At 61.6% G+C, this 24,629-nt stretch carries 25 protein-coding genes; 18 read left to right on the top strand and 7 right to left on the bottom strand.

The genetic code is table 11. The features are described 5' to 3' along the window. Positions 1 to 97: 97 nt before the first annotated feature. Entirely contained in the window at positions 98 to 1,942 is a 1,845-nt protein-coding gene (ilvD, locus tag phaeop14_RS13490; RefSeq protein ID WP_040174468.1) for a dihydroxy-acid dehydratase, read from the bottom strand. A gap of 120 nt (positions 1,943 to 2,062) precedes the next feature. Beyond that, a complete protein-coding gene (locus phaeop14_RS13485) occupies positions 2,063 to 3,268 on the bottom strand; it encodes a benzoate/H(+) symporter BenE family transporter (RefSeq protein ID WP_096789848.1) in 1,206 nt (401 codons plus the stop codon). 149 nt (positions 3,269 to 3,417) lie between these two features. On the opposite strand from phaeop14_RS13485, the gene phaeop14_RS13480 reads away from it, so the two are divergent. The 6 genes from phaeop14_RS13480 (at position 3,418) to phaeop14_RS13455 (ending at position 8,513) form a co-directional block, all read left to right on the top strand. Continuing rightward, a complete protein-coding gene (locus tag phaeop14_RS13480; protein ID WP_096789847.1) occupies positions 3,418 to 3,972 on the top strand; it encodes a helix-turn-helix domain-containing protein in 555 nt (184 codons plus the stop codon). Between the two features lie 174 nt (positions 3,973 to 4,146). Beyond that, positions 4,147 to 5,010 (top strand): DMT family transporter, encoded by an 864-nt coding sequence (locus phaeop14_RS13475; RefSeq protein WP_040181143.1) that lies wholly within the window; start codon positions 4,147 to 4,149, stop codon positions 5,008 to 5,010. Positions 5,011 to 5,074: 64 nt separating this feature from the next. Beyond that, positions 5,075 to 5,551, top strand: coding sequence for an SsrA-binding protein SmpB (gene smpB, locus phaeop14_RS13470; protein ID WP_040174459.1), 477 nt, complete (start codon positions 5,075 to 5,077; stop codon positions 5,549 to 5,551). 220 nt (positions 5,552 to 5,771) lie between these two features. Further along, complete coding sequence (locus phaeop14_RS13465) at positions 5,772 to 6,338, top strand: hypothetical protein (RefSeq protein WP_096790321.1); 567 nt, start codon at positions 5,772 to 5,774, stop codon at positions 6,336 to 6,338. Between the two features lie 139 nt (positions 6,339 to 6,477). After that, complete coding sequence (gene sseA, locus phaeop14_RS13460) at positions 6,478 to 7,329, top strand: 3-mercaptopyruvate sulfurtransferase (RefSeq protein ID WP_040174456.1); 852 nt, start codon at positions 6,478 to 6,480, stop codon at positions 7,327 to 7,329. Beyond that, positions 7,329 to 8,513 (top strand): amino acid aminotransferase, encoded by a 1,185-nt coding sequence (locus phaeop14_RS13455; protein WP_096789846.1) that lies wholly within the window; start codon positions 7,329 to 7,331, stop codon positions 8,511 to 8,513. The genes sseA and phaeop14_RS13455 overlap by 1 nt, the downstream gene beginning before the upstream one ends. Positions 8,514 to 8,672: 159 nt before the next feature. On the opposite strand, the gene phaeop14_RS13450 is transcribed toward phaeop14_RS13455, so the two are convergent. Together phaeop14_RS13450 and phaeop14_RS13445 are read right to left on the bottom strand one after the other, a co-directional pair. After that, entirely contained in the window at positions 8,673 to 10,016 is a 1,344-nt protein-coding gene (locus phaeop14_RS13450; protein ID WP_096789845.1) for an ammonium transporter, read from the bottom strand. A 26-nt stretch (positions 10,017 to 10,042) separates the two neighbouring features. Next, complete coding sequence (locus tag phaeop14_RS13445; protein WP_024095995.1) at positions 10,043 to 10,381, bottom strand: P-II family nitrogen regulator; 339 nt, start codon at positions 10,379 to 10,381, stop codon at positions 10,043 to 10,045. A 271-nt stretch (positions 10,382 to 10,652) separates the two neighbouring features. Between phaeop14_RS13445 and phaeop14_RS13440 the strand changes: the two genes are divergently transcribed. Both phaeop14_RS13440 and phaeop14_RS13435 read left to right on the top strand, forming a co-directional pair. Continuing rightward, positions 10,653 to 12,917, top strand: a complete 2,265-nt coding sequence (locus phaeop14_RS13440) for a transglycosylase domain-containing protein (protein WP_096790320.1) — start codon at positions 10,653 to 10,655, stop codon at positions 12,915 to 12,917. 84 nt (positions 12,918 to 13,001) lie between these two features. After that, positions 13,002 to 13,421, top strand: coding sequence for a GNAT family N-acetyltransferase (locus phaeop14_RS13435; RefSeq protein ID WP_244905836.1), 420 nt, complete (start codon positions 13,002 to 13,004; stop codon positions 13,419 to 13,421). Between the two features lie 58 nt (positions 13,422 to 13,479). Here the strand turns inward: phaeop14_RS13435 and phaeop14_RS13430 are convergent, their stop codons facing one another. Together phaeop14_RS13430 and phaeop14_RS13425 are read right to left on the bottom strand one after the other, a co-directional pair. Further along, positions 13,480 to 14,088, bottom strand: a complete 609-nt coding sequence (locus tag phaeop14_RS13430; RefSeq protein ID WP_040174444.1) for an MlaC/ttg2D family ABC transporter substrate-binding protein — start codon at positions 14,086 to 14,088, stop codon at positions 13,480 to 13,482. Next, on the bottom strand, positions 14,078 to 14,857 hold the full coding sequence (locus phaeop14_RS13425) for an MlaA family lipoprotein (RefSeq protein WP_040181154.1): 780 nt from the start codon (positions 14,855 to 14,857) through the stop codon (positions 14,078 to 14,080). Before phaeop14_RS13425 ends, phaeop14_RS13430 begins: the two co-directional genes overlap by 11 nt. 185 nt (positions 14,858 to 15,042) lie before the next feature. Between phaeop14_RS13425 and phaeop14_RS13420 the strand changes: the two genes are divergently transcribed. From phaeop14_RS13420 to phaeop14_RS13395, 6 genes are all read left to right on the top strand, one after another. Beyond that, positions 15,043 to 16,773, top strand: a complete 1,731-nt coding sequence (locus phaeop14_RS13420; protein ID WP_040174440.1) for a type I secretion system permease/ATPase — start codon at positions 15,043 to 15,045, stop codon at positions 16,771 to 16,773. Next, positions 16,770 to 18,086, top strand: a complete 1,317-nt coding sequence (locus phaeop14_RS13415; RefSeq protein WP_040174437.1) for an HlyD family type I secretion periplasmic adaptor subunit — start codon at positions 16,770 to 16,772, stop codon at positions 18,084 to 18,086. Before phaeop14_RS13420 ends, phaeop14_RS13415 begins: the two co-directional genes overlap by 4 nt. A 124-nt stretch (positions 18,087 to 18,210) precedes the next feature. Continuing rightward, positions 18,211 to 18,669, top strand: coding sequence for a RidA family protein (locus tag phaeop14_RS13410; protein ID WP_040174435.1), 459 nt, complete (start codon positions 18,211 to 18,213; stop codon positions 18,667 to 18,669). Continuing rightward, positions 18,666 to 19,439, top strand: coding sequence for a glycerophosphodiester phosphodiesterase family protein (locus phaeop14_RS13405; protein WP_096789843.1), 774 nt, complete (start codon positions 18,666 to 18,668; stop codon positions 19,437 to 19,439). The genes phaeop14_RS13410 and phaeop14_RS13405 overlap by 4 nt, the downstream gene beginning before the upstream one ends. Positions 19,440 to 19,485: 46 nt before the next feature. Further along, the gene (locus phaeop14_RS13400; RefSeq protein WP_096789842.1) at positions 19,486 to 20,673 is read left to right on the top strand and encodes a GNAT family N-acetyltransferase; all 1,188 of its coding nucleotides are present in this window, start codon (positions 19,486 to 19,488) and stop codon (positions 20,671 to 20,673) included. Next, entirely contained in the window at positions 20,670 to 20,960 is a 291-nt protein-coding gene (locus phaeop14_RS13395) for a 4a-hydroxytetrahydrobiopterin dehydratase (RefSeq protein WP_040174427.1), read from the top strand. Before phaeop14_RS13400 ends, phaeop14_RS13395 begins: the two co-directional genes overlap by 4 nt. 76 nt (positions 20,961 to 21,036) lie before the next feature. Here phaeop14_RS13395 and phaeop14_RS13390 read toward each other — a convergent pair whose 3' ends face one another. Further along, positions 21,037 to 21,525 carry a peroxiredoxin gene (locus phaeop14_RS13390; RefSeq protein ID WP_040174426.1) on the bottom strand — a complete coding sequence of 163 codons (489 nt, stop codon included), beginning with the start codon at positions 21,523 to 21,525 and terminating at the stop codon, positions 21,037 to 21,039. A gap of 123 nt (positions 21,526 to 21,648) precedes the next feature. Between phaeop14_RS13390 and phaeop14_RS13385 the strand changes: the two genes are divergently transcribed. The 4 genes from phaeop14_RS13385 to phaeop14_RS13370 all read left to right on the top strand — a co-directional run bounded on the left by phaeop14_RS13385 (position 21,649) and on the right by phaeop14_RS13370 (position 24,617). Then, positions 21,649 to 22,860 carry an NAD(P)/FAD-dependent oxidoreductase gene (locus phaeop14_RS13385; protein ID WP_096789841.1) on the top strand — a complete coding sequence of 404 codons (1,212 nt, stop codon included), beginning with the start codon at positions 21,649 to 21,651 and terminating at the stop codon, positions 22,858 to 22,860. Continuing rightward, positions 22,857 to 23,411, top strand: coding sequence for a 16S rRNA (guanine(966)-N(2))-methyltransferase RsmD (gene rsmD, locus phaeop14_RS13380; RefSeq protein ID WP_096789840.1), 555 nt, complete (start codon positions 22,857 to 22,859; stop codon positions 23,409 to 23,411). Before phaeop14_RS13385 ends, rsmD begins: the two co-directional genes overlap by 4 nt. Before the next feature lie 24 nt (positions 23,412 to 23,435). After that, positions 23,436 to 24,104 (top strand): HAD family hydrolase, encoded by a 669-nt coding sequence (locus phaeop14_RS13375; RefSeq protein WP_096789839.1) that lies wholly within the window; start codon positions 23,436 to 23,438, stop codon positions 24,102 to 24,104. A gap of 186 nt (positions 24,105 to 24,290) precedes the next feature. Then, positions 24,291 to 24,617, top strand: coding sequence for a hypothetical protein (locus phaeop14_RS13370; protein ID WP_014875807.1), 327 nt, complete (start codon positions 24,291 to 24,293; stop codon positions 24,615 to 24,617). Positions 24,618 to 24,629: the final 12 nt, after the last annotated feature.

Raw genomic sequence — 24,629 nt, 5'->3', positions numbered from 1 at the left:
TCTGCGGTCTGTCGAATAGGGTCCGTTTCCTATGATAGAAAAAGCCCCGACATCCAAGATGCCGGGGCCTTAAATGAGGAGTACCTGACAGCGTCGATTATTCGTCGTCAGGCAGGGCGCGCACGGCGCCTTTGGCGGCTGATGTGGCCAGCAGCGCATAGGCCTTGAGCGCGGTGGAGACTTTGCGTTTGCGCGGCTTTACCGGTTTCCAGCCAGCTGCGTCCTGAGCGGCGCGGCGTGCGGCCAGTTCTTCGTCCGAAACCGCCAGATGGATGGTGCGGTTGGGGATGTCGATCTCGATGGTGTCGCCCTGTTGGACGAGCCCGATGATGCCGCCCTCTGCCGCTTCGGGTGAGACATGCCCAATCGACAGGCCCGAGGTGCCGCCGGAGAAACGGCCATCGGTCAGCAGCGCACAGGCTTTGCCGAGGCCCTTTGATTTCAGGTAGGAGGTCGGGTAGAGCATCTCCTGCATACCGGGGCCACCGCGCGGACCCTCATAGCGGATCACCACCACGTCGCCCTCTTTCACCTTGCTGGTCAGGATGTCGTTTACCGCCTGGTCCTGGCTTTCGCAGACATAGGCGGACCCGGTGAACTTCAGGATGTTCTCATCCACACCGGCGGTTTTCACGATGCAGCCGTCACGCGCGATATTGCCAAACAGCACCGCCAGACCGCCATCCTGGCTAAAGGCATGGTCTTTGGACCGGATCACGCCCCCCTCACGGTCGGTGTCCAGCTCCTTGTAGCGGTTGGACTGTGAAAACGCTTCGGTGGTGCGTACGCCGCCGGGGGCCGCCTTGAACAACGCTTCGGCGTCGGGGTTGTTGGCGACCTTGATGTCCCATTTGGCGATGGCTTCACCCATGGTGCTGGAATGCACGGTGCTGCATTCATTGTGCAACAGGCCCGCACGGCTCAACTCGCCGAGGATGGAGAAGATGCCACCGGCGCGATGGACGTCTTCCATATGCACATTCTCGATGTTCGGTGCGACCTTGCAAAGGCAGGGGACCTTGCGGCTGAGGCGATCCATGTCGGTCATGGTGAAATCAACCTTGCCCTCATTGGCGATCGCCAGAAGATGCAGCACGGTATTGGTTGAGCCGCCCATGGCGATATCGAGGCTCATGGCGTTTTCAAACGCATCAAAGGTGGCGATTTCACGCGGCAGCAGGCCTTTTTCCTCGCCGACATAGTGGCGCTTGGTGATGTCGACGATCTTGCGGCCTGCTTCCAGGAACAGATGCTTGCGGTCGGCATGGGTGGCGAGGGTTGAACCATTGCCCGGCAGCGCCAGCCCCAGTGCTTCGGCCAGGCAGTTCATCGAGTTTGCGGTGAACATGCCGGAGCAGGACCCGCAGGTCGGGCAGGCGTTTTCCTCGATGTGCTGCACTTGCTCATCGGTCATCGTGTCGCTGGCGGCGGCGACCATGGCGTCCACCAGGTCAATCTTTTTCATGTCGAGATCGGCGATGTCGATCTTGCCAGCTTCCATAGGACCACCGGAGACGAAGATCGCCGGAATATTGAGGCGCATGGCGGCCATCAGCATCCCCGGCGTGATCTTGTCACAATTGGAGATGCAGACCATGGCGTCGGCACAATGGGCGTTGACCATATATTCGACGCTGTCGGCGATCACCTCGCGGGAGGGCAGGGAGTAGAGCATGCCGTCATGGCCCATGGCGATGCCGTCATCCACCGCGATGGTGTTGAACTCCTTCGCGACACCACCGGCCGCTTCAACTTCGCGGGCGACCATCTGGCCCAGATCCTTCAGGTGGACGTGGCCGGGCACGAACTGGGTGAAGGAATTGACGATGGCGATGATCGGCTTGCCGAAATCATCATCCGTCATGCCGGTGGCGCGCCACAGGCCGCGTGCGCCGGCCATGTTGCGGCCATGGGTGGAGGTTCTGGATCGGTACATTGGCATCTGGCTGGTTCCCTTGTCTTTGCCCCTCAGGGACACGATTTGCGCAACAAAGGCAACATGTCGGGGCGGTCTGCGGTAATTATCTGGTGGTTTCTGCGAAATTTTGCAGGCTTTGGCGGATCATGGTCGGGCCGGATTCGCGGCAGTGCCCGCTGTTGCCGTATTTGGTGGCGGGGGTGTGATCAGGTGATTCACGGCAATACCCACCACAAGCGCCCAGAACGCAGCGCCAATTCCAAAGAAACTGACGCCGGATACCGTGACCATGAAGGTGATCAGCGCAGCGTCGCGCCCCCGTGCATCCGCCAGTGCCGCCGAGAGGCTGTTGCCGATGGTCGACAGAAGCGCAAGCCCTGCCACAGTGGTGATCAGCGCCGTGGGGGCGATCAGGAACAGGCTGATGACCGTTGCGCCACCAAGCCCGACGAGGATGTAAAACACCCCCGTCATCACCCCGGCCATGTAGCGGGTCTTGGGGTTTTCATCCGCCTCCGGTCCGCAACCGATGGCGGCGGTGATGGCGGCGAGGTTGAAGGCAAATCCACCAAAGGGCGCCAGCACGAATGAGGCGGCACCAGTCACGATCAGGCTGGCGGAGACCGGCGGCGCATAGCCCGCGGCCTTCAGCGTGACCACGCCGGGCATATTCTGCGAGGACATGGTGACGATATAAAGCGGCAGACCAACCCCGATCAGTACCGGCAGTGAGAAACTCGGCATCATAAAGACCGGCTCAGCCATCGTCAGATCCACTGAGGCAGAGTGGGTGAAGCTGCCATCGCCAAGGCACCACAGAATGCCCACAGCCAGCACAGCCGGGATGGTATAGCGTGCAAACAGCCGCCGTCCGGCCACAAAGGTGACCGCCATGGCCGCGACCAGAGCGGTGTCAGATTGAAACGCGCTGAAGGCCGCCAGCCCAAAGGGGAACAACAACCCGGCCAGCATGGCATTTGCCAGGGCATCCGGGATCAGCCGGGACAGCGCGGCAAACCAGCCGGTCACCCCGGTCAGGATCAGGAGGGCAGCGCAGAACAGAAACGCGCCAATCGCATCGCTCAAGGGCACATCTGTCAGACTCACAGCGAGCAGAGCAGCACCCGGCGTGGACCAGGCGGTCAGGATCGGCATCCGATACATCAGTGACAGCGCAAGGCTGGTCAGCCCCATGCCAAGCCCCAGCGCCAGCATCCAGCTGTTGGCCTGTGCCTGACTGGCACCGGAGGCCTCAATCGCCTGAAAGATGATCGCGACAGACCCTGTGTAGCCCACCAACACGGCAACCGCGCCTGCAACAATATGCGAGAGTTTCAAGGAACTGAGCATCCGGGTTTTCCTGAGGTGACGGATCCGCTAGAGATCGGAGGGGCGTACGTTATAGCGCACAGTACTGCTTGTGCGTTATAGCGCACAAGTGTTTTTTGAGCGGCGGCTTGAAACGCCGTGTGACCGACAGAAAAGCGACGGGCAGCACAATGAGCGAAGCGGGCATCACTCTGAATTTGCGGGACATTCGTCAGGGCGCGGGGCTCAGCCTGTCCAAAGCGGCTGAGATCACGGGTGTCAGCAAGGCGATGCTGGGCCAGATCGAACGAGGCGAATCAAGTCCGACAATTGCGACGCTGTGGAAGATCGCCAAAGGGTTTCACCTGCCTCTGACAGCGCTGATTGGTGAAGCCTCGCAGCCCGAAGGCAGCAGTGGCCGCAGCTTTCGCTCGGTGCAGTTCCCCGGTTCTATCGCGGTGAAAATGGTGTTCCCCTTCGATCCTGTGCTAGGGGCGGAGACCTTTCATGTCAGCCTGCGACCCGGCCAATCGCATCAGTCGCAGCCCCATGATACCGGCGTTACCGAAGAAGTCTTTGTGCTGGAGGGCGCCATGGAGGTGCTGCGGGATGGCAGCTGGGTGCCGCTGGAGACCGGCCAGGGGTTGCGGTTCGCGGCCGATCAGCCGCATGGGTACCGCAGCGGCGACAGTGGGGCAGCATTCCTGAACATGCATCACTATCGTCGTGTGGGTCGCACTGACTAGGCTGTTCTGGCGGATCAATTCGCCGCAGGCGCGCGGCTTGTCCCTGGGCCGCGGTCTGCCTAATGCTTGCACCATTGCGCACCGCAGTTGCCGCCTTGGGGAACGTGCGAATACCGATCTTTTATGACCCATCGCCGGTGCATTTTCCGGCCCTTTAGGAAAGCGATTTGATCCATGGATACACTGCGCGGCAGCCTCCTGATGGTGCTGGCCATGGCGGCCTTTGCGCTGGAAGACATGTTCATCAAATCCGCCGCCCGCAGCCTTCCTGTGGGCCAGATCCTGATCCTGTTCGGCGCAGGCGGCATGGTGATTTTTGCAATTGTGGCGCGTGCGCAGGGGCACCGCCTGTGGAACCCGGTGTTCTGCACGCGCGCGCTGCTGGTGCGCTCGGTTGCGGAGGTTGCGGGGCGGCTTTGCTTCACGCTGGCGATCGCGCTGACACCGTTGTCTTCAGCCTCTGCCATACTGCAGGCGACACCGCTGGTGGTCTCCGCCGGGGCGGTGGTGTTTTTTGGCGAGCATGTGGGCCTGCGCCGCTGGCTGGCGATTGCGGCGGGATTCATCGGGGTGCTGATGATCCTGCGTCCGGGTGCAAGCGGATTTGAACTGGCTTCACTTTTTGCGGTGGCGGGAACGCTGGGGTTTGCCGGGCGCGATCTGGCCACGCGGGCGGCGCCTGCGGGGCTGTCGAATGCGCATCTGGGGCTGGCAGGTTTTGCCATGCTGGTGGTGGCGGGCCTGATCGCGCTGCCTTTTGGGGCGCCGATGAAGACACCGGACGGGGCGACCACCATTGATTTGGTTGCCGCAACGCTGGTGGGGGTGGTGGCCTATCAGGCCCTGACCGGGGCCATGCGGGTTGGTGAAATTTCTGTCGTGGCGCCCTTCCGCTACACCCGGCTGATTTTTGCCATGGTGCTGGGGGTCGTGGTCTTCCATGAGCGTCCGGATATATGGACCTTGGTCGGCAGCACCGTGATTGTGGTCAGCGGTGGCTTCACCCTGATGCGCAGCAATCGCCGTCAGGCGGCCTGAGGCCGACCCCTCATCTGCATCACCATCTTGCACCTCTGTCTCCGGCACCTTACATCTGCGCCCCATGGCCAAGCAAAAATCAGACCCGAACTACAAAGTGATCGCAGAAAACCGCCGCGCGCGGTTCGACTATGCGATTGAAGACGATCTGGAATGCGGGATCCTTCTGGAAGGGTCCGAGGTCAAATCCCTGCGCGTGGGCGGCACCAATATCGCCGAGAGCTACGCAACGGTTGATGATGGCGAGCTTTGGTTGGTGAACTCTTACATCGCGCCTTATGAACAGGCGAAGATGTTCAAACATGAAGAGCGCCGCCGCCGTAAGCTTCTGGTGTCCCGCAAGGAGCTGTCGACCCTGTGGAATGCAACACAGCGCAAGGGCATGACCCTGGTGCCGCTGGTGATGTATTTCAATCATCGCGGGCTGGCCAAGATCAAAATCGGCATCGCCAAGGGCAAGAAGAACCACGACAAGCGCGAGACGGAGGCCAAACGCGATTGGTCACGCCAGAAGCAGCGCCTGCTGAAAGATCACAGCTGATCCGCGAACAGCCGACAACCTTCGGTATATCTGCTGCGTGGCCCCGTCACGGAGGCATGAGTGATACCCTCTACCGAGGTATCGCAGCGACAACCGCTGCAAGCCACAGCGGAGCGTTGCAATATCTGACTGAATAAGTCAGATAAGCCGCACCCAGCAGACTCATCCCTCGGTCAGGCCCGGCATCCTTCGTGTTCCTGTTTGAAAGAGGATGACTTCCGTGCCGATTTCTGAGCCTCAGACCCCCGCGCAATCTCTACCCGCCGCACCCGCTGCCGCAACTGTTTCACCGGGAGAGGCCGCTCTGGCAGATCTTGGACTTGATGCATTTGAGGTGGCCCTGCTGCCGCAGCTGCGCCATTTCAACACCTGTCTTCAGACGCCGCAGAGCCAGGCCTGGCAGTTGGCCTATCGCAGTGCGTCAGAACGCTGGGGGGATACATTCGGGCTGGCTGTGGCCCATGCGCTGTTCAAGGTGGTGCGTTGCCTCTATGACCTGCGAGGTGATCACTACCTGGGACATGACGCGTTGACACTGGAAACACGCACAGTGGTGACAGCGGATGAGGCGGCGTTTCTGCGCATGATCCACCACATGCGCCGTGATGATACCCCGGCCGCGCGGGACGCGGTTGCGGATCTGACCGGCGGCTGGATGGATCCCCATGTGATCCGCGCCGCGCTGTCCTTTGCCGATCGGTTTCCGGCTGGCAAGGCACAGCCGACTGAGATACCGCAGGCCAACGCCAAGATCGATCAGCCGCCCCGCCTGCGGGTGGTCCGCTGACGAACGCCGTTTCAGGACCTGTAGGGTAACACAGGCTGACCCTTGAGACAGATTGTTGCGCTACGGCTCCGGCGTCCCTTGCGACTCTGCCCGCACGGTTGTACGGATGCCTCAGCACATATGAGGGGAGACGGTAACGTTGGACGATCCTAAAACGCTTGTGTCGACAGACTGGCTTGCTGCGCATCTGAAGGACCCCGATCTGCGGATCCTCGATGCCTCGTGGTATATGCCGCAAGAGGGGCGCGACCCCAAGGCTGAATACGCTGCGGCCCATATCCCCGGCGCGCGCTTCTTTGACATTGATGATATCGCTGACAATCGCTCCGACCTGCCGCATATGGTCCCACCGGTGGAGAAATTCATGTCCCGATTGCGGGCCATGGGGGTCGGTGATGGCCATCAGGTTGTGGTCTATGACGGCACCGGTCTGCGCTCTGCGGCGCGGGTGTGGTGGCTGTTCCGTCTGATGGGGCAGACCAATATCGCGGTTCTGGATGGCGGTTTGCCGAAATGGCAGGCCGAGGGCAACCCGGTTGAGGATCTGCCACCGGTGATCCGCGACCGCCATATGACCGTGCGGGTGCAGAACCACCTCTTGCGGGATGTCACACAGGTCTCCTCCGCCGCCAAGCTGGGCGATCACGAGATTATTGACGCCCGCGCGGCAGAGCGCTTTCAGGGTGCCGTGGCCGAACCTCGCGAAGGCCTGCGTGCAGGTCACATCCCCGGGTCCCGGAACGTGCCCTATACGGAGCTGTTGAACGCCGACCAGACCATGAAATCGCCGGACGCTCTGCGCGCGGTGTTTGAGCAGGCCGGCGTCGATCTCAGCAAACCAGCCATCACCACCTGTGGGTCAGGTGTCACCGCTGCTGTCCTCAGCCTCGCCATGGAGCGTTTCGGCAAGACCGATCATGCGCTCTATGACGGTTCCTGGACGGAGTGGGGCGCCTTCCCGACACTGCCCGTTGCAACCGGAGAAGCCTGATGTTCGAAACCCTCAAACCCCAGCCAGCGGATAAGATCCTGGCGCTGATGCAGATGTATCGCGACGATCCGCGCGACAGCAAAATCGACCTCGGCGTCGGCGTCTACAAGAACGCCGAAGGGGTGACGCCGGTGATGCGCGCCATCAAGGCGGCAGAGCATAAGCTCTGGGAAGAGCAGACCTCCAAATCCTATGTCGGTCTGGCCGGGGATCCGGCCTATTCCGACGCCATAATCAAGCTGATCCTCGCCGACAGTGTCGCGCGCGCCAATGTCGCTGCTGCAGCCACCCCCGGTGGCACCGGCGCTGTGCGTCAGGCGTTTGAACTGATCAAGATGGCCAACCCCGGCGCGCGTGTTTTCGTGTCGAACCCCACCTGGCCGAACCACATTTCGATCCTGAACTATCTCAACATCGAAACCGTCGCCTACCGCTATTTTGACCGCGAGACCTGCGGCGTGGATTTCGACGGCATGATCGCGGACCTGAAAACCGCCAACAAGGGCGATGTGGTGCTGCTGCACGGCTGCTGCCACAACCCGACCGGTGCCAACCTCAATATGGTTCAGTGGCAGGAAGTCGTCGCCATCCTGAACGAGCGTGGCCTGATCCCGATGATCGACATTGCCTATCAGGGCTTTGGCGACGGGCTGGAAGAGGACGCACAGGGCGTGCGCTATGTCGCGGCCAATACGCCGGAATGCCTGATCGCGGCCAGCTGTTCGAAGAATTTCGGCATCTACCGCGAACGCACCGGTCTGTTGATGGCGGTCTCCCAGGACGGCGGCGCGCAGGCGCTGAACCAGGGCACTCTGGCCTTCCTCAACCGTCAGAATTACTCCTTCCCGCCGGACCACGGCGCGCGTCTGGTGTCGATGATCCTGAACGATGACGCGCTGCGTGCCGATTGGGCGGCTGAGCTGGAAGAGACCCGCCTGGGCATGCTGGCGCTGCGTCAGCAGCTTGCGGATGAGTTGCAGCGCCTCACTGGCTCTGACCGCTTTGGCTTCTTGGCGCAGCACCGTGGCATGTTCTCGCTGCTTGGCACCACGCCTGAGATGGTCGAGAAAATGCGTGCTGACAGTGGTATTTACATGGTGGGCGATAGCCGGATGAACATCGCAGGCCTGAACACGCAGACTGTGCCGATCCTGGCTCAGGCGATTGTCGACGCCGGCGTCTGACGCTGAGAAAACCCAGAACGACATGAAGCGCTCCGCCACAGCGGGGCGCTTTTTCGCGGCGTGGTCCCAGACTTTTGGGCAAGATCAGGCGGTGGGCGCCACATACAAGGGCGGCCCCCATTTCCGGGAGCCGCAGTGATATCTCTGGATCTGGTCGGATCAGCTGGGAGAGAATTCGGGATAGGCTTCCATCCCCAGTTCCGCCATATCCAGCCCGTTCACCTCATCTTCCTCGCCAACTCGGATCCCCGTCACAGCCCGCAGGATCAGCCAGACCACAGCGGAGGAGATCACGACGAAGAGCGCAATCACCACGATCCCGGTCAGCTGGGTGACAAGGCTCGCTTCGGGGTTGGTCAGAACCACCGCGAGTGTGCCCCAGATCCCTGCAACCAGGTGCACAGGGATAGCGCCGACCACATCGTCGATCTTCATCTTGTCCAGCATCGGTACGACGAAGACCACGATAACACCGCCAACAGCGCCGATTAGGGTAGCCATGCCAAGGCTCGGGGTCAGCGGCTCAGCGGTGATTGACACCAGACCAGCCAGCGCGCCGTTCAGCACCATGGTGAGATCGGGTTTCTTGAACAGCAGCTGGGTCAGCAGCAGGGCAGCAACCGCACCACCCGCCGCAGCGGCGTTGGTGTTGGCAAAGATCCGGCTCACATCGGCCACATCGCCCACGGTGCCCATCGCCAGCTGCGATCCACCGTTAAAGCCGAACCATCCGAGCCACAGGATGAAGGTGCCCAATGTGGCCAGCGCCAGATTGGAACCCGGCATCGGGATGGTTTTGCCCGCTTTGTATTTTCCCAGACGCGGGCCAAGGATCAGCGCGCCGGTCAGCGCAGCCCAACCGCCGACCGAATGCACCACTGTGGAGCCTGCAAAGTCGAGGAACCCCATCTCATCCAGGAAGCCGCCGCCCCATTTCCAGCTCGCTTGCAGCGGGTAGATCACGGCGGTCAGCACGATGACAAAGGCGAGGAACGGCCAGAGCTTCACCCGCTCCGCCATTGTACCGGAGACGATCGAGGCGGTCGTGGCGCAGAACATCAGCTGAAAGAAGAAATCGGACCCGGTGGAGGCATAGGAGTAATCATCTGCCTGCTCGGCGGTGATGCCGACCGCTTCCAGCACGCCCGGCCCCCAGACACCCGACAGCACACCATCAATCGACCAGGTGCCCAGCGGATACATCAGGTTGTAGCCTATAAGGTAGTAAAAAATCGCCGCGAGCGAGAACAGCGCCACATTCTTGGTGAGCTGCATGGTGACATTCTTGGAGCGGACAAGCCCGGCTTCCAGCATGGCAAACCCGGCCGCCATCCAGAAGACAAGGAAGCCGCCCACCAGAAACAGCAGCGAGTTGAGGATAAACACAGTGTCGGTTGCCGCAGCGCCCACAGGGGCGGCGGTTGCGGTCTCCTGCGCAACGGCGAGGCCGGGCAGCGCCAGCGCCGCCGTCACAGCCGCAAGGGAGAGGGGTGATTTACGCATAACTGATTTCCTTCCTTTGCGCGTTTTCACAGCGCGTCGTGATTGGTTTCGCCGGTGCGCACGCGGATTGCCTGCTCAACGTCGAGAACAAAGATCTTGCCGTCACCGATTTTGCCGGTGCGGGCGGTCTGGGTGATGGTGTCGACCACTTGGTCAGCGAGTCCGGAGGGCACCACCAGATCGAGCCGCATTTTCGGTACGAAATTCACCTCGTACTCCGCACCGCGATAGATTTCTGTGTGGCCTGACTGGGCGCCGAACCCCTTGATTTCCGTGACCATCAGCCCGGACACGCCGATGGATGTCAGCGCTTCGCGGACCTCCTCCAGCTTGAACGGCTTGATGGTTGCTATGATCATTTTCATCCCCGAACCCCTGTCATGATGACGGCGCGTGATGAGAGCGCCTGAACTGTTTGCAGGTGCAGCAAATCCGCAGAACCGAGTCGGTGGAACGTTTTGAGGGCGGTTTCAGGGGGATGTCGCAGCGGGACGGTGAAAAAATAGGCGGTCTTTTGCTGGTGCGCTTAAAAAACACCCGGCTTGCAGAGGGGAATTGCTGTCAAACTGCCCCTCAACAAACCGGATGGGACGCGGTATTGTTCGCAAAACGGGCAAACCGGGCAGGATCTGGAAGATGGCACAAGGAACGCGGCGCCGACCTCTGGTCGCAGACAAGCGCTACGCGACAGCGGGGCGCGGCACGCAGGGCAAACCCTCTGCGCGCAAGGCCAAACCACGGCCAAAATCCACCACGACACGGCGCAAATCCGGCTGGTTTGGCCTGTTCGGTGGCGGGCGCAAAACCGGTGGTAGAGCTGGCGGCGGCGGGGGCGGTGGCCGGGGGCCACGCAAACCGCAGAAGCCCAAGACGCTGCTGGGGCGGCTCCTCGCGCTGATCCTGGCCCCATTCCGTTGGGCGTTCCGGCTTGCCTGGGGGTTTACCTGGCGTGTCGGCATGATCTCGACAGCGCTTGTGGCGTTGGCTGTGGGGTATCACTACATGAAACTGCCGGACGCCTCAGCCCTGCTCGACGGGCGCGCACGCGGCTCCGTCACCCTGACCGATCGCAACGGTGAGGTCTTTGCCTGGCGCGGCGATCAGTTCGGCGGTGTCGTCACCAGTGACACGGTGTCGCCCTTTCTCAAGAACGCCATCGTCGCGACTGAGGACAAACGGTTCTACCGCCACTTTGGCGTGTCGCCCCGCGGTGTCGCCAGTGCTGTGCGCATCAACTTGCGAGAGGGACGCGGTCCGCTGTCCGGTCATGGCGGCTCCACCATCACCCAGCAAACCGCCAAACTGCTTTGCCTTGGTGTCGTTTATGATCCCACAGAATGGGAGAGCGAGCGGGCGTATGAGCGCGACTGTCGCCAAGGCTCGCTTTGGCGCAAGGCCAAGGAAGCCATCTTCGCGATGGCGATGGAGGCCAAATACACCAAGGATGAGATCCTCTCGATCTACATGAACCGCGCCTATCTCGGGGGCGGCGCCTATGGTGCGGAGGCTGCGGCGCAGCGCTATTTTGGCAAATCTGCCAATCAGGTGGATGCAGCGGAGGCGGCGATGCTGGCGGGCCTGTTGACTGCGCCATCAACGCTGGCACCGACCAACAACTTGCAACGTTCGCAGGATCGTGCCGCCACCGTGCTGCGGCTGATGCAGGAGCAGGGCTATCTGACAACGGCTGAGATGCGTTCAGCCCAGAACAGCCCCGCTGTGCTGAGCGAGGCTGCCGCCGCCCGTGCGGGGGGGTATTTTGCCGATTGGGTCATGGATACCATTCCGGACTTCTTTGGCAGCGAGACAACAGAAGATGTGGTGATCCGCACCACCATCGACCAGCGCCTGCAACGCGCCGCCGAGGACGCGCTGAACCATGTGTTTGATACCAAGGTCCGCAAGGGATCGAAGGCACAGGCCGCCATCGTGGTGATGAGCGCGGATGGCGCAGTCCGCGCCATGGTTGGCGGGCGCAAGTCTCGTGTGTCGGGCGTGTTCAACCGTGCCGCACAGGCCAAGCGCCAGACCGGCTCGGCCTTCAAACCCTTCGTCTATGCCACGGCGCTGGAGCTGGGGTATTCACCGCTCGACCGGGTTCTGGACGCGCAATATTGCCTGGATGTGCCGGGTTCTGGCCAATGGTGCCCCAAGAACTACACCCGGAAATTCTATGGCGAGGTGACGTTGGCGCGGGCTCTGCGCGACTCGCTGAATATCCCGGCCGTCAAGGTTTCCGAGGCCGTGGGCCGCGATCTGGTGCGCCGCGTCGCGGGCGACTTCGGACTGGACAGTGAACTGGCCGCTGGTCCTGCACTGGCGCTCGGCGCATCGGAAAGCACACTGATCGATATGACCGGTGCCTATGCAGGCATTCTCAACGGTGGCTCATCGGTGACCCCTTACGGGGTGACGGAGCTGACATTGATCGGTGACAACACACCCATGATGGGGGCCAGTGGCGGTCTTGGGGAGCGGGTGATCCAGACCAAGGCCGCGCGGGAGTTGATCTGGATGATGGAGCAGGTGGTCTCACAGGGCAGCGGTCGTCGCGCCCAGATCCCCGGCTGGCAGGCCGCAGGTAAAACCGGCACCACGCAGGCCGCACGCGATGCCTGGTTCGTTGGTTTCACCGCCGACTACGTGGCCGGTGTCTGGATGGGCTATGACGACAACACGCCGCTCTCCGGTGTGACGGGTGGGGGCTTGCCCGCTGATATCTGGCGCGAGGTCATGGTGCGGGTGCATGACGGGCTGACGCCCAAACCGCTGCCGATGATTGCGCCCAAACCCATCGCCCCGCCGCCGCAACCGCAGCCCCGACGCCGCCAGCGTCCCAATGTCGGGCAGGAGCTGGGTCGTGCGGTGGATGGCCTGCTGCGCGATATCTTCGGGAATTGATCAGACATGCCCCTAGCGGATCACCTATCCATCAGATCGGCCTGTCCCGGTGACGAAACCGGGATGAGCATGGTGTTAAGGGAGGTGTTGACCGATTGGAACAGCACCCGCCCCGGAGACCCCGCGCATGTGCTGGCCGCCTATATCGGCCATCCTGAACGGATCGAGTGCGCGGTTTGCGAAGGTCCTGACGGGATCGTCGGGTTTCAGTCTCTCAGGCTGGCGGTTCCCGGCAACACCTATGAGGTTGAGCCAGGATGGGGGATCATTGGAACCTATGTGCGGCTCAATCTGGGGCGGCAGGGCATCGGTCAGGCGCTTTTTGCCCATAACCTGCGCGCTGCTCAAACGGCGGGGCTAAGCTGGATCGAAGCAACCATCGGTGCCGACAATCTAGGAGCGCAGGCGTATTATGAGGCAATGGGGTTTCAAACCTACCGAACAGAGAAGGGCGCTGTGCGCAAACGCTGTACGGTGCCACCTCTGTCTTTAACCCTGACATGACAAAGGGGCCGCTTGGCCCCTTCTTTTTGCTCTCATTGGTGCTTGAGGTGTCAGCCGCTCAGCTCAACCGCTTCAGCTCAGCGATCAGCTTGTTGATGTCGCCCTTGTTGCGGTCAAGGATGGCGCCGATCTCGGTCCGCTCGGTCAGCAGCAGGTTCACGCCTTCGATGAACATGTTGTAAAACTTGTCGCGCCCGGATTTATCCGACACGAGGAAGGTCACCTCGAACGGCGCCTGACCTTTCAGCTTGGCCAGTGATTTGATCTCATAGCCAGCCTTGATCTTGCGCGCGGATTGCACCTCGACTGAGCCACCGATGAATTCGCGGAACCGTCTGCCGTATTTACGGGCGATATAGCTCTGGAATGCGCCCGAAAAGGCGCGCATCTGTGCTGCGCTGGCCCGGCGGGCATCCACTCCCAGCGCATAGCGGGCCATAATGTTCACATCTGCATAGCGGACAAAGATCTTTTCAAAGTCGCGGATCATCGCGCTTTCGGATTTTCCGGAGGCAATGACCTTGTTGATATCGCCTACAACGCTGCCAACAAGGGTGCGCGCACCAGCTTCGGTCAGGGCAAGTAGCTTGCCTGGCAGGGCGGCAAGCCCGACAAAGGCAATGCCAGCGGCCAGAAAACTGCGACGGGTCAGAAAATTACTCGGCATAGATGTCCTCATACGGATCTGAATAGGGATCGCCATAGATCCCTTCGTATTCGCTTTGATCGCCGCCCAACTCAAAACGGCGATTTTGCAGGTAGATCAGCCGCGCCTGCGCGTAGCTGTCTGCACTCTCATACAAAATCGAGTCGATGGTGTCGGAATATGTGCCACGATCCCCCAGACGGCGCACCACCTCGGCGTAAACGCCAATGTTGTCGGCTGGATTATGCCGAGCATAGCTGATCGGGTTGGTGAAGAAATCGACCAGAATGCCGGTGCCATCGCGTGCGGTCGACGGGCCAAAAAACGGCAATTCCACATACGCCCCTTCGCCAACACCCCAGACATGCAGGGTTTCGCCGAAATTCGTATCCACCCGCGGCATATTGAAATCCGACGCCGGATCGCCAAGACCACCAATGCCAAAGATCGTGTTGACCACAAACCGCGACAGGGCAATGCCGGATTCCTTCAGGTTGCCTTGCAGCAGCGCGTTTACCGCCTGGCCCGGCATCGACAGGTTCTCGGCGAAGTTGTTGAAACTCTTCACCATATCCGGAGGGACAACCGCCACGTAGCCCTTGGCAGCAGGGCGAAAGGCAAAGCGGTCAACACCGCGGTTGAAATTGTGGATCGACCGGTTGGTGTTCTCATAGGGATCAAACACCTCACCCGAGTTGCGCGAGACGCTATCTTGGGTTGCACAGCCTGCCAGTGCCGACGTAACAGTTACCAGGGCCATCAATACAAAAGGTCGCAGCGGGAAGGTCATGCGCTTCGGTGTCCAATCTGTCTGCTGTGGGCATACCGGACCCACTTATTATGTTTCTCGTCTCTGCCTAGTCGGAGACTGAGCTTGTTTACACTGTTGTGGCAGATTTGGAACATGTGAAGGTCCAGATTTCTGCGCGCGTGGCTGATACATAGGGCATATCGATAGGGAATTGCAGGCCTCTCATGACGAAAACCTCTCATAAATCCGGATTGGAGGAGCTGCGCGCGCATCGTCGCCGCAGTCGCGGCCTCTATTGGTCGGTCGGCATTTTCAGTTTCTTTGTGAACATGCTGATGCTGACTGGCCCTCTCTATATGATGCAGGTCTATGACCGGGTACTCGGCAGCCGATCGGTGGCGACCCTCATCGCGCTGTCGCTTCTGGTGGTGTTTCTCTATGGCACTATGGGGGTTCTGGATTACGCGCGGGGCCGCATTCTGGCGCGTGTCGGGGCGCGGTTTCAGGCTGGGCTGGACCAACGCGTGTTTGATGCGATGATCCGCCGTTCTGCGGTGGCGCAGGATCCGGTGGCCCAGACCGGCCTCAGCGATCTGGAATCTGTACAGCGACTGATCGCCTCGCCGGTGCTTGGGGCTGCATTCGACCTGCCGTGGACGCCTATCTTTCTCTTTGGCATTGCCCTGTTTCATCCCTGGCTGGGGCTTCTTGCCCTTGGTGGCGGCGCGGTTCTCATTGCCATCGCAGTGCTGAACCAGTTCCTGTCACGCCGCCCGCAGATGCAGGCGGGCATGTCCGGCCACCGTGCCAATCTGATGTCAGAGGAAATCCGCACCGAGGCGGAGATGATTCAGTCGATGGGCATGCGCCACGCGGCCTTTCAACGCTGGAAGGCAGGCCGTGACGCCGCATTGGTCGACAGTGTCACCGCCAGTGACGTCGGGGGAGGCTTCACCACACTGACCAAGACCCTACGCCTGTTCCTGCAATCGGCGATGCTGGGTCTGGGCGCCTATCTGGTGCTGCAGAACCAGGTCACTGCCGGGGCGATGATCGCAGGCTCCATTCTGATGGGCCGGGCGCTGGCGCCTATCGAACTGGCGCTTGGCCAATGGGCCATGGTGCAGCGCGCCCTCAAGGGATGGCGCAATCTTGCCGAGTTGCTCGACAAGGTGCCGGAAGAGGCCGAGCGGACCGAATTGCCCAAGCCGACCGCCAATCTTGAAGTGCAGGCCCTGGCCGTGGTGCCGCCCGGCGACAACCGCCCGCAGCTGCGCAATGTCAGCTTCCGGGTGCAGCCGGGACAGGCGATTGGCGTGATTGGTCCGTCCGGCTCGGGCAAATCCACTCTTGCACGGGCGCTGACCGGGGCCTGGCGCCCGGCGGCGGGCACCGTCCGGCTGGATGGGGCTTCGCTCGATCAATACGCGCCGGAGGTGCTGGGCCAGAACATTGGCTATCTGCCACAGCGGGTGCAGCTGTTCGAAGGCACCATCGCGCAGAACATTGCCCGCCTGTCCTCCAACCCGGATTCCGCCAAAGTGGTCGCCGCGGCGAAGAAAGCCGCCGCCCATGACATGATCGTGCATCTGCCTGACGGCTATGACACCCATATCACTGCCGGGGGCGGGCGGCTGTCCGGTGGGCAGATGCAGCGGGTCGCACTGGCCCGCGCGCTTTATGATGATCCGGTGATCGTCATTCTGGATGAGCCGAACTCAAACCTCGACAATGATGGGTCGGTAGCGCTGAACCGCGCGATCAAGCAGCTGAAGGCCGATGGCCATTCGGTGCTGATCATGGCCCATCGCCCCGCCGCGATTCAGGAATGTGACCTGCTGTTGGTGATTGATCAGGGGGTTCAGACTGCCTTCGGGCCCAAGGATAAGGTGCTGCGCGAGATGGTGTCCAACCACCAAAGCATTCAACAGGCAGCGCCGGGAGGTGTGCGATGAACCAGAGCAAACCTGAGACCAATTCCTGGTCCGCCCGCCGCCCGCTGATCATCGGGCTGGTTGGGGTGCTGATCCTGCTTGGCGGTTTTGGAACATGGTCGGTTGCCACGTCGATTGCCGGCGCGGTTGTCGCCTCAGGCCGGATCGAGGTTGACCGCAACCGGCAGGTTGTCCAGCATCTGGACGGCGGCATCGTGCAGGAAATTCTGGTGGAGGAGGGCGACACCGTCGCCGAGGGGGAGGTTCTTCTGCGTCTGGATGCGAAGGAGCTGCGCTCTCAACTGGTCATCACCGAAGGACAGCTGTTTGAGCTGATGGCCCGCCGTGCCCGCCTTGATGCGGAACGCGACAGCGCTGAGACGGTAGAGTTCGACGCTGAACTGCACGACCTGGCGGAAACCCGACCAGAGGTGGCGGATCTGATGCAGGGGCAGGTCCGCCTGTTTCAGGCCCGCAAAGAGTCCGTCGCGCGGGAAATTGACCAGTTGGAGAAGCGCCGTACCCAGATCCAGGATCAGATCACCGGCGTCCGTGCCCAACAGGCCTCGCGCCGCACCCAGCTTAACCTGATCGAGGAGGAGCTGGCCAACCAGCAGTCCCTGCTGGACCGTGGATTGGCGCAGGCCGGCACCGTCCTGAACCTGCGTCGGACCGAGGCCGATTTACAGGGCTCGCTGGGCGAGCTGATCGCCACCGAAGCGCAGGCCGAGGGGCGCATCACCGAGATTGATATCGAGATCCTGAAACTCGGCACCCAGCAGCGCGAAGAGGCGATCACCCGCCTGCGTGATTTGCGCTATCAGGAGTTGGAACTGGCCGAGACCCGTCGCGCGTTGAAGGACCGCCTGGCGCGGCTCGATATCACGGCGCCGGTGTCAGGGGTGGTATACGGCCTGCAGGTGCACACGCCCCGCTCGGTGATCCGGGCGGCGGATCCGGTGCTGTATCTGGTGCCACAGGATCGACCGCTGGTAATTGCCGCGCAGGTGGCACCCACGGATGTTGATCAGATCTTTGTCGGTCAGGCGGTGACCCTGCGCTTCCCGGCGCTGGATCAACGTTCGACGCCGGAACTGTTCGGCTCGGTGAAACAGGTCTCCGCCGATGCGTTTGAGGATCAGTCCAGCAAGCTCTCCTACTACCGGACCGAAATCGAACTGAACCCCGGTCAGCTGGAGACCCTGCCCGAAGGCACCGTGCTCATTCCCGGCATGCCAGTTGAGGGCTATATCCGCACCGCTGACCGAACCCCGCTTGGCTATCTGGTGAAACCGCTTGCGGATTACTTCGTGCGCGCCTTCCGGGAAAGCTGAACAGCACGGCGCCGCCCAGTGTGCCCCGCGTCGCAAAACCGTCCCTTCAGGGGCGGTTTTTTGCTTTCCGCCCTGCCGCTTCCCGGTTAGCGTTCCGCAAAACCCGACGCAAAGGACCACATCCATGGATATCGAAGCCAAACTCAAAGATCTGGGCATTCAACTGCCAAGCGCACCGGCCCCCGCAGCCAACTATGTGCCCTATGTGGTGGTCGATAATATGGTCTATATCTCCGGCCAGATCTCTGCCGGGCCTGAGGGTCTGATCACCGGCAAACTGGGTGCGGATATGGATGTAGCCGCCGGTCAGAAAGCCGCCCGCCAATGCGCCATCGCGCTGCTGGCGCAGCTGAAAGCTGCCTGTGGCGGTGATCTGAACCGTCTGAAGCGCGTTGTGAAACTGGGTGCGTTTGTCAATTCTACCGACAGCTTCACTGACCAGCCGCAGGTGGTGAACGGGGCGTCTGACCTGATGGTTGAGGTGCTGGGCGATGCTGGTCGCCATGCCCGTGCCGCCGTCAGCGCGCCCTCGCTGCCGCTGGGTGTGGCAGTGGAAATCGACGGCGTGTTCCAGATCTCATGACCTCAGATCTGCCTGCCGCATTCCTGCGCCAGCCCATCACCCATCGCGCGCTGCACGACGTGCGCGATGGTCGCCCGGAGAACAGCCGCGCCGCCATTCTTGCGGCGATTGAAGCGGGCTATGGCATTGAAATGGACCTGCAACTGTCCTCCGATGGGCGCGCCATGGTGTTCCATGACTACAATCTGGAACGGCTGGCTGAGGGGGCTGGGCTTGTTGCGGATCACACCCGCGACCAGCTGCGCGCCATCCCTCTCAAGGGCGGTGATGGCGAATGCATCCCGGATCTGGCTGAGGTCCTCGACCTGGTTGATGGGCGGGTGCCCCTCTTGATTGAGCTGAAGGATCAGGACGGCAATATGGGGCCAAATATCGGCGCGCTTGAGGCCGATACTGCGGAACAGCTGAAAGACTATAAGGGCGAGGTCGCGCTGATGTCTTTCAATCCGCATACCGTGGTCGAACTGGCGCGCTTGGCGCCGGGTCGGCCGCGTGGCATTACCACCAGTAGCTACAGGGTTGAGCATTGGCCCGAGCTGACGGCGGAGGTCTGCGACCATCTGCGCACAATCCCGGATTTTGACCGCTCCGGCTCCTGTTTCATCAGCCATGAGGTGGCCGATCTCACCAGCCCGCACGTCGCGGAACTGCGCGCCCAGGGTGTGCCGGTGCTGTGCTGGACCGTGACCTCCGCCGCGATGGAAAAGGAGGCGCGCAAAATCGCGCATAATGTCACCTTTGAACGCTATCTTTCTGATATCCCGGCTTGATCCCATCCGCGGCGGACCCAGATACTGTCTGTCGCGGAGGAACTGAATGGAACAGGCGCAGATTGAAATCGAAGTGCTCGGCGCGCTGTCGCAGCTATCGGCCGAGGAATGGGACGCCTGCGCCTGTCCTGAGGCCGCTAACGGCGGTGCCCCACGAGATCCCTTCACCACGCACCGGTTTTTGAGCGCGCTGGAGGATAGCGGTTCCGTCGGGCGCGGCACCGGCTGGCAGCCGCAGTATCTGACCGCGCGCCGCGACGGCGAGCTGATCGCCTGCGCGCCGATGTATGCCAAATCCCACAGTCAGGGCGAATATATCTTCGACCACAACTGGGCCCATGCCTATGAACAGGCGGGCGGGCGCTATTACCCCAAGCTGCAGATCGCAGCGCCTTTTACCCCGGCCACAGGGCGGCGTTTTCTGGTAAAGCCGGAATTCGAAGGCCTGGGCCAGTCCGCACTGGTGCAGGGGGCTGTACAGCTGGCGGCAGACAACCGCGTCTCCTCCCTGCATGTGACCTTCTGCACCGAGGATGAGGCGCAGATGGGTGCCGAAATGGGGCTGATGGCCCGTGTCACGCAACAGTTTCACTGGCTGAACGACGGCTACCGCAGTTTTGACGATTTCCTTGGCGCACTCTCGTCGCGCAAACGCAAGACCATCCGCAAGGAACGCGCGCAGGCGCAGGGCTTTGGCGGGGAGATCCGCGCCTATCACGGCAGCGATCTGCGCCCCGAACATTGGGATGCCTTCTGGACCTTCTATCAGGACACAGGCGCGCGCAAATGGGGCTCGCCCTATCTCAGCCGCGCCTTTTTCGACATCGCGCATGACACCATGGCGGACGACATGGTGCTGATTCTCGCCGAACGTGGCGGGATGCCGGTCGCGGGTGCGTTGAATTTCCTAGGCCGTGACACGCTTTACGGCCGCTACTGGGGGTGCCAAGAACACCACCCCTGCCTGCATTTCGAACTGTGTTATTATCAGGCCATCGATCAGGCGATTGCCCGCGGGCTGGACCGGGTCGAGGCGGGCGCGCAGGGGGAACACAAGCTGGCGCGTGGCTATCTGCCGACGCAAACGCATAGTCTGCATTGGGTGGGCGATCCGGGATTTGCCGATGCCATTGCCCGCTATCTGGAGGCCGAACGCGGCGCCATCGAAGAAGAAATCGAGATCCTGACGGACTACGGTCCGTTCCGCAAACCCCATGTGGAGGAGCAACAATGACCGAGAAACTCTCAGACGCCACGCGCGGCCCGCTGCTGGATCCGCTGTTCAGCGCCGGTTGGCAGGTGGTCGACGGCCGCGATGCCATCACCAAGACCTATAAATTCGACAGTTTTGTCGATGCCTTCGGCTGGATGACCCGCGCCGCAATCTGGGCCGAAAAATGGGATCACCACCCGGAATGGAGCAACGTCTACAACTCCGTTACCGTGACCCTGACCACCCATGATGTCGGCGGCATCAGCGCGCTGGATGCAAAACTCGCCCGCAAGATGGAGAGCCTTTAGCGGCCACCACCCGACAGATATGAATAGACTAAGGCGCGGCTTGGATCCGCGCCTTTGTTTGTTTGATACTTGCGGCTCAGCCGATGGAGTCCAGCAGCGCCTCGCCCGCAGACAGTTCACATTGGCCGGGATTGTCTTCGGCGTTCATGACTTCAACCTTGCCATCGCGCGCCAACATCGCATAGCGCAGCGACCGCCCGATCAGACCCGCCGCAGGTGCATCCAGCCGCATCCCGATCGCATCGGTAAACCCGCATTCGGCGTCCGACAGCATGGTGATACCGGCAGCACCGGCACCCGTGGCCTCCGACCAGGCCTGCATCACAAAGGGATCATTGCCCGCAATGCAGATGATTTCATCCACGCCTTTGGCGGCCAACGCGTCCTTATTGCGGATGAAGCTGGGCACATGGGCCGAATGGCAGGTCGGGGTAAACGCGCCCGGCACCGCAAAAATGGCAACCGTGCGCCCCTTGGTGAGCTCCGCCATGCTCACCTGTTCAGGGCCCTCTGCCCCCATGCGGGTCAGTGTCGCCTCAGGCAGGGTTTCTCCAACGGAAATCATGATCTGTTCCTCTCCCGTGATTGTGTTTTATATCCCCACACATATAGGGTCGGGCAGCTGGCATGCCAGAGGCGTGTGACAACCAGCAGCCGCAGACCGGGACAGCAGAAAGAGAGGGGAACCATGACCCATTTCGTCGTGATCGGGGCAGGGCAGGCCGGCGCCTCGCTGGTGGCTCAGCTGCGCAAGCAGGGCTTTGACGGGGAAATCACCCTGATCGGCAGCGAACCGGTCGTGCCCTATCAGCGTCCCCCCCTCTCCAAGGCCTATCTGCTGGGCGAGATGGAGCTGGAGCGGCTCTATCTGCGCCCTGAGAGTTTCTACGTCGATAGCAATATTGCCCTGAAGCTTGGCCGACAGGTGCAGGCCATTGACCCAGCGGAGAAGACCGTCACCCTCGCGGATGAGGTGCTGCACTACGACCAGCTGGCGCTTACCACCGGGTCCAGTCCGCGCCGTCTGCCTGCCGCTATTGGTGGTGATCTGAACGGCGTTTACGTGCTGCGCGATCTGGCAGATGTGGACGCCATGGCGCCCGTGGTCAAAGACGGCGCGCGCACGCTGATCGTGGGCGGTGGGTACATCGGGCTAGAGGCCGCCGCCGTCTGTGCCAAACGCGGGGTCTCCGTCACGCTGGTGGAAATGGCCGACCGCATCCTGCAACGGGTCGCTGCGCCGGAAACCTCGGACTATTTCCGCAGCCTGCACACAGGCCATGGTGTCGAGATTCGCGAAGGCATCGGACTGGAGCGGCTGGAGGGCGAGGGTGGGGCCGTCAGCCGCGCCGTGCTCAGCGATGGCTCAACGGTTGAGGTGGATTTCGTCATCGTCGGCGTTGGCATCACCCCCGCATGTGATCTGGCAGAGGCGGCGGGCCTGACGCTGGAGAACGGCATCAAGGTGGACGAGCAGGGGCGCACTTCTGATCCCGCGATCTGGGCCGCCGGGGATTGCGCCTCCTTCCCCTATCGCGGCAGCCATATCCGGCTCGAAAGCGTGCCCAACGCCATTGATCAGGCAGAGGTCGCTGCCCGCAATATGCTCGGCGCGGGGGAGACCTATGTGGCGAAGCCCTGGTTCTGGTCCGATCAATATGACGTCAAACTGCAAATCGCGGGCCTCAACACCGGCTACGACAATGTCGTCACCCGCGCGGGACAGGATGGCACCATGTCCTTCTGGTATTACACCGGCGATCAGCTGGTGGCGGTGGATGCGATGAATGATCCCCGCGCTTATATGGTCGCCAAACGCCTGATTGAGGCGGGACGCACCGCCGACAAAACCGTGGTGGCTGACCCTGAGGCGGATCTGAAACCGCTGCTGCGCGCATGAGGATCATCGCCGGAGATTTCCGAGGCCGCGCGCTCACCAGCGTGGGCAAGGGGGATGCAGGCGCCCATCTGCGCCCCACCACTGACCGGGTGCGCGAAAGCCTGTTCAACGTGTTGAGCCATCTGGTCGATTTCGATGGGCTGCGGGTGCTGGATCTGTTCGCGGGCACCGGTGCCTTGGGGCTTGAGGCGCTGTCGCGCGGCGCGGCGGATGCGGTGTTTGTCGATGATGGCCGGGTCTCGCAGGGGCTGATCACCAAGAACATCGACCTGCTGCGGATTAAGGACCGCGCGCGCCTTATTCGCCGCGATGCAACCCGCCTGCCGGTCAATGATGGCGCGCCCTGTGATGTGATCTTCCTCGATCCACCTTATGGTAAATCTTTGGGGCAGAAGGCGCTGACCGCCGCGATCAAAGGCAGCTGGCTGACTGAGGATGCGCTGGTGATCTGGGAAGAAAGCAGCCCCATGCAAGCCCCCGCAGGATTTACCCTGCACGACAGCCGCAAATACGGCGACACGCACATCACCCTCCTGTGGCGCGAGAGCTGAACACCAAAACAGAGGACGCATTTCATGCCGATCACATATCCGACGCCGAAACTGGTGATTTTCGACTGTGACGGCGTTTTGGTCGACAGCGAAACGCTCAGCAATCAGGTGCTGGTCGACAACCTCGCACGCCACGGACTTCAGCTGTCACTTGCGGAATGTATGGATCTCTTTGTCGGTGGCACCATGGCAGATGTGCGCACCAAGGCCATCGCGCGGGGCGCTGACCTGCCCCAAGATTGGATCGCAGAGATCTACGAGGAAACCTATAGCCGTCTGCGGCAGGGGGTCGATCTGGTGCCGGGGGTGTCCGATCTACTGGCGCTATTGCAGGCGCGAGGCATCGCCTTTTGCGTGGCCTCCAACGGCAGCGAGGAAAAGATGCGCATCACCCTTGGCCAGAACGGCCTCTGGGATCTGTTTCATCCCCACGCCATGTTCTCCGCTCATACGCTCAAGACCGGCAAACCGGACCCTGATCTGTTCCTTGCCGCCGCCTGCCATTTCGATGTGCAGGCCCGCGACTGCCTGGTGATCGAGGACAGCGAAAACGGCGCCATCGCCGCCGCCCGCGCTGGCATGCGCTGCCTCGGCTTTGATCCCCACGGCACGGGCCACCGCCTGACACCGCATAACGCCGAGCATATTACCACTATGACAGATGTCCCACGTCTGATCGGCCTGCGTCCCTAACGGTACTCTCAGGTAGAGTGCGACATTTTCACAGCAATCTATGCGTTTTGCCTGGCGGAACTCCCCGCAGTCCGACCGCAGGATTTACACGCACTCATGTTCGCCATATTCGGCCTGGAAAACGGACGATCAATCGGCCCGTTCGGCATCTCATTTCAGATGTGCAGAATTGAAGTAGGACACAATATGAAACTCAATCTCCGCATCGGCCTGGCCCTGGCCAGCGCCTTGGCCCTGTCGGCCTGCGTATCGCCCGATGTTGTCACCAAAACGCAGGTGGGTGATGCCAAGCTGACCTGCACCGAAATCGCGGTGCAGCTGAACCAGCTGGAAGAGATCCGCAAAGAAGCCAAGAAGGGCAAGAGCATGTCCGGCGAGAATATCGCAGCCGCGCTGTTGTTCTGGCCCGCGGTGATCGGCAACCATTCCAACGCCAAGCAGGCGCTTGAAGCCGCGAATGAGCGTCACGAGGTTCTGGTTGCCTTGGCAGAGCGCAAACGTTGCAAGCTCTGATACCGGTACGGG

It is taken from the genome of Phaeobacter piscinae, from assembly GCF_002407245.1.
In the GTDB taxonomy this organism is placed as follows: Bacteria; Pseudomonadota; Alphaproteobacteria; order Rhodobacterales; family Rhodobacteraceae; genus Phaeobacter; species Phaeobacter piscinae.
Note: the sequence above shows the minus strand (reverse complement) of the source record. Positions and strands in the feature narration are given on the sequence as shown.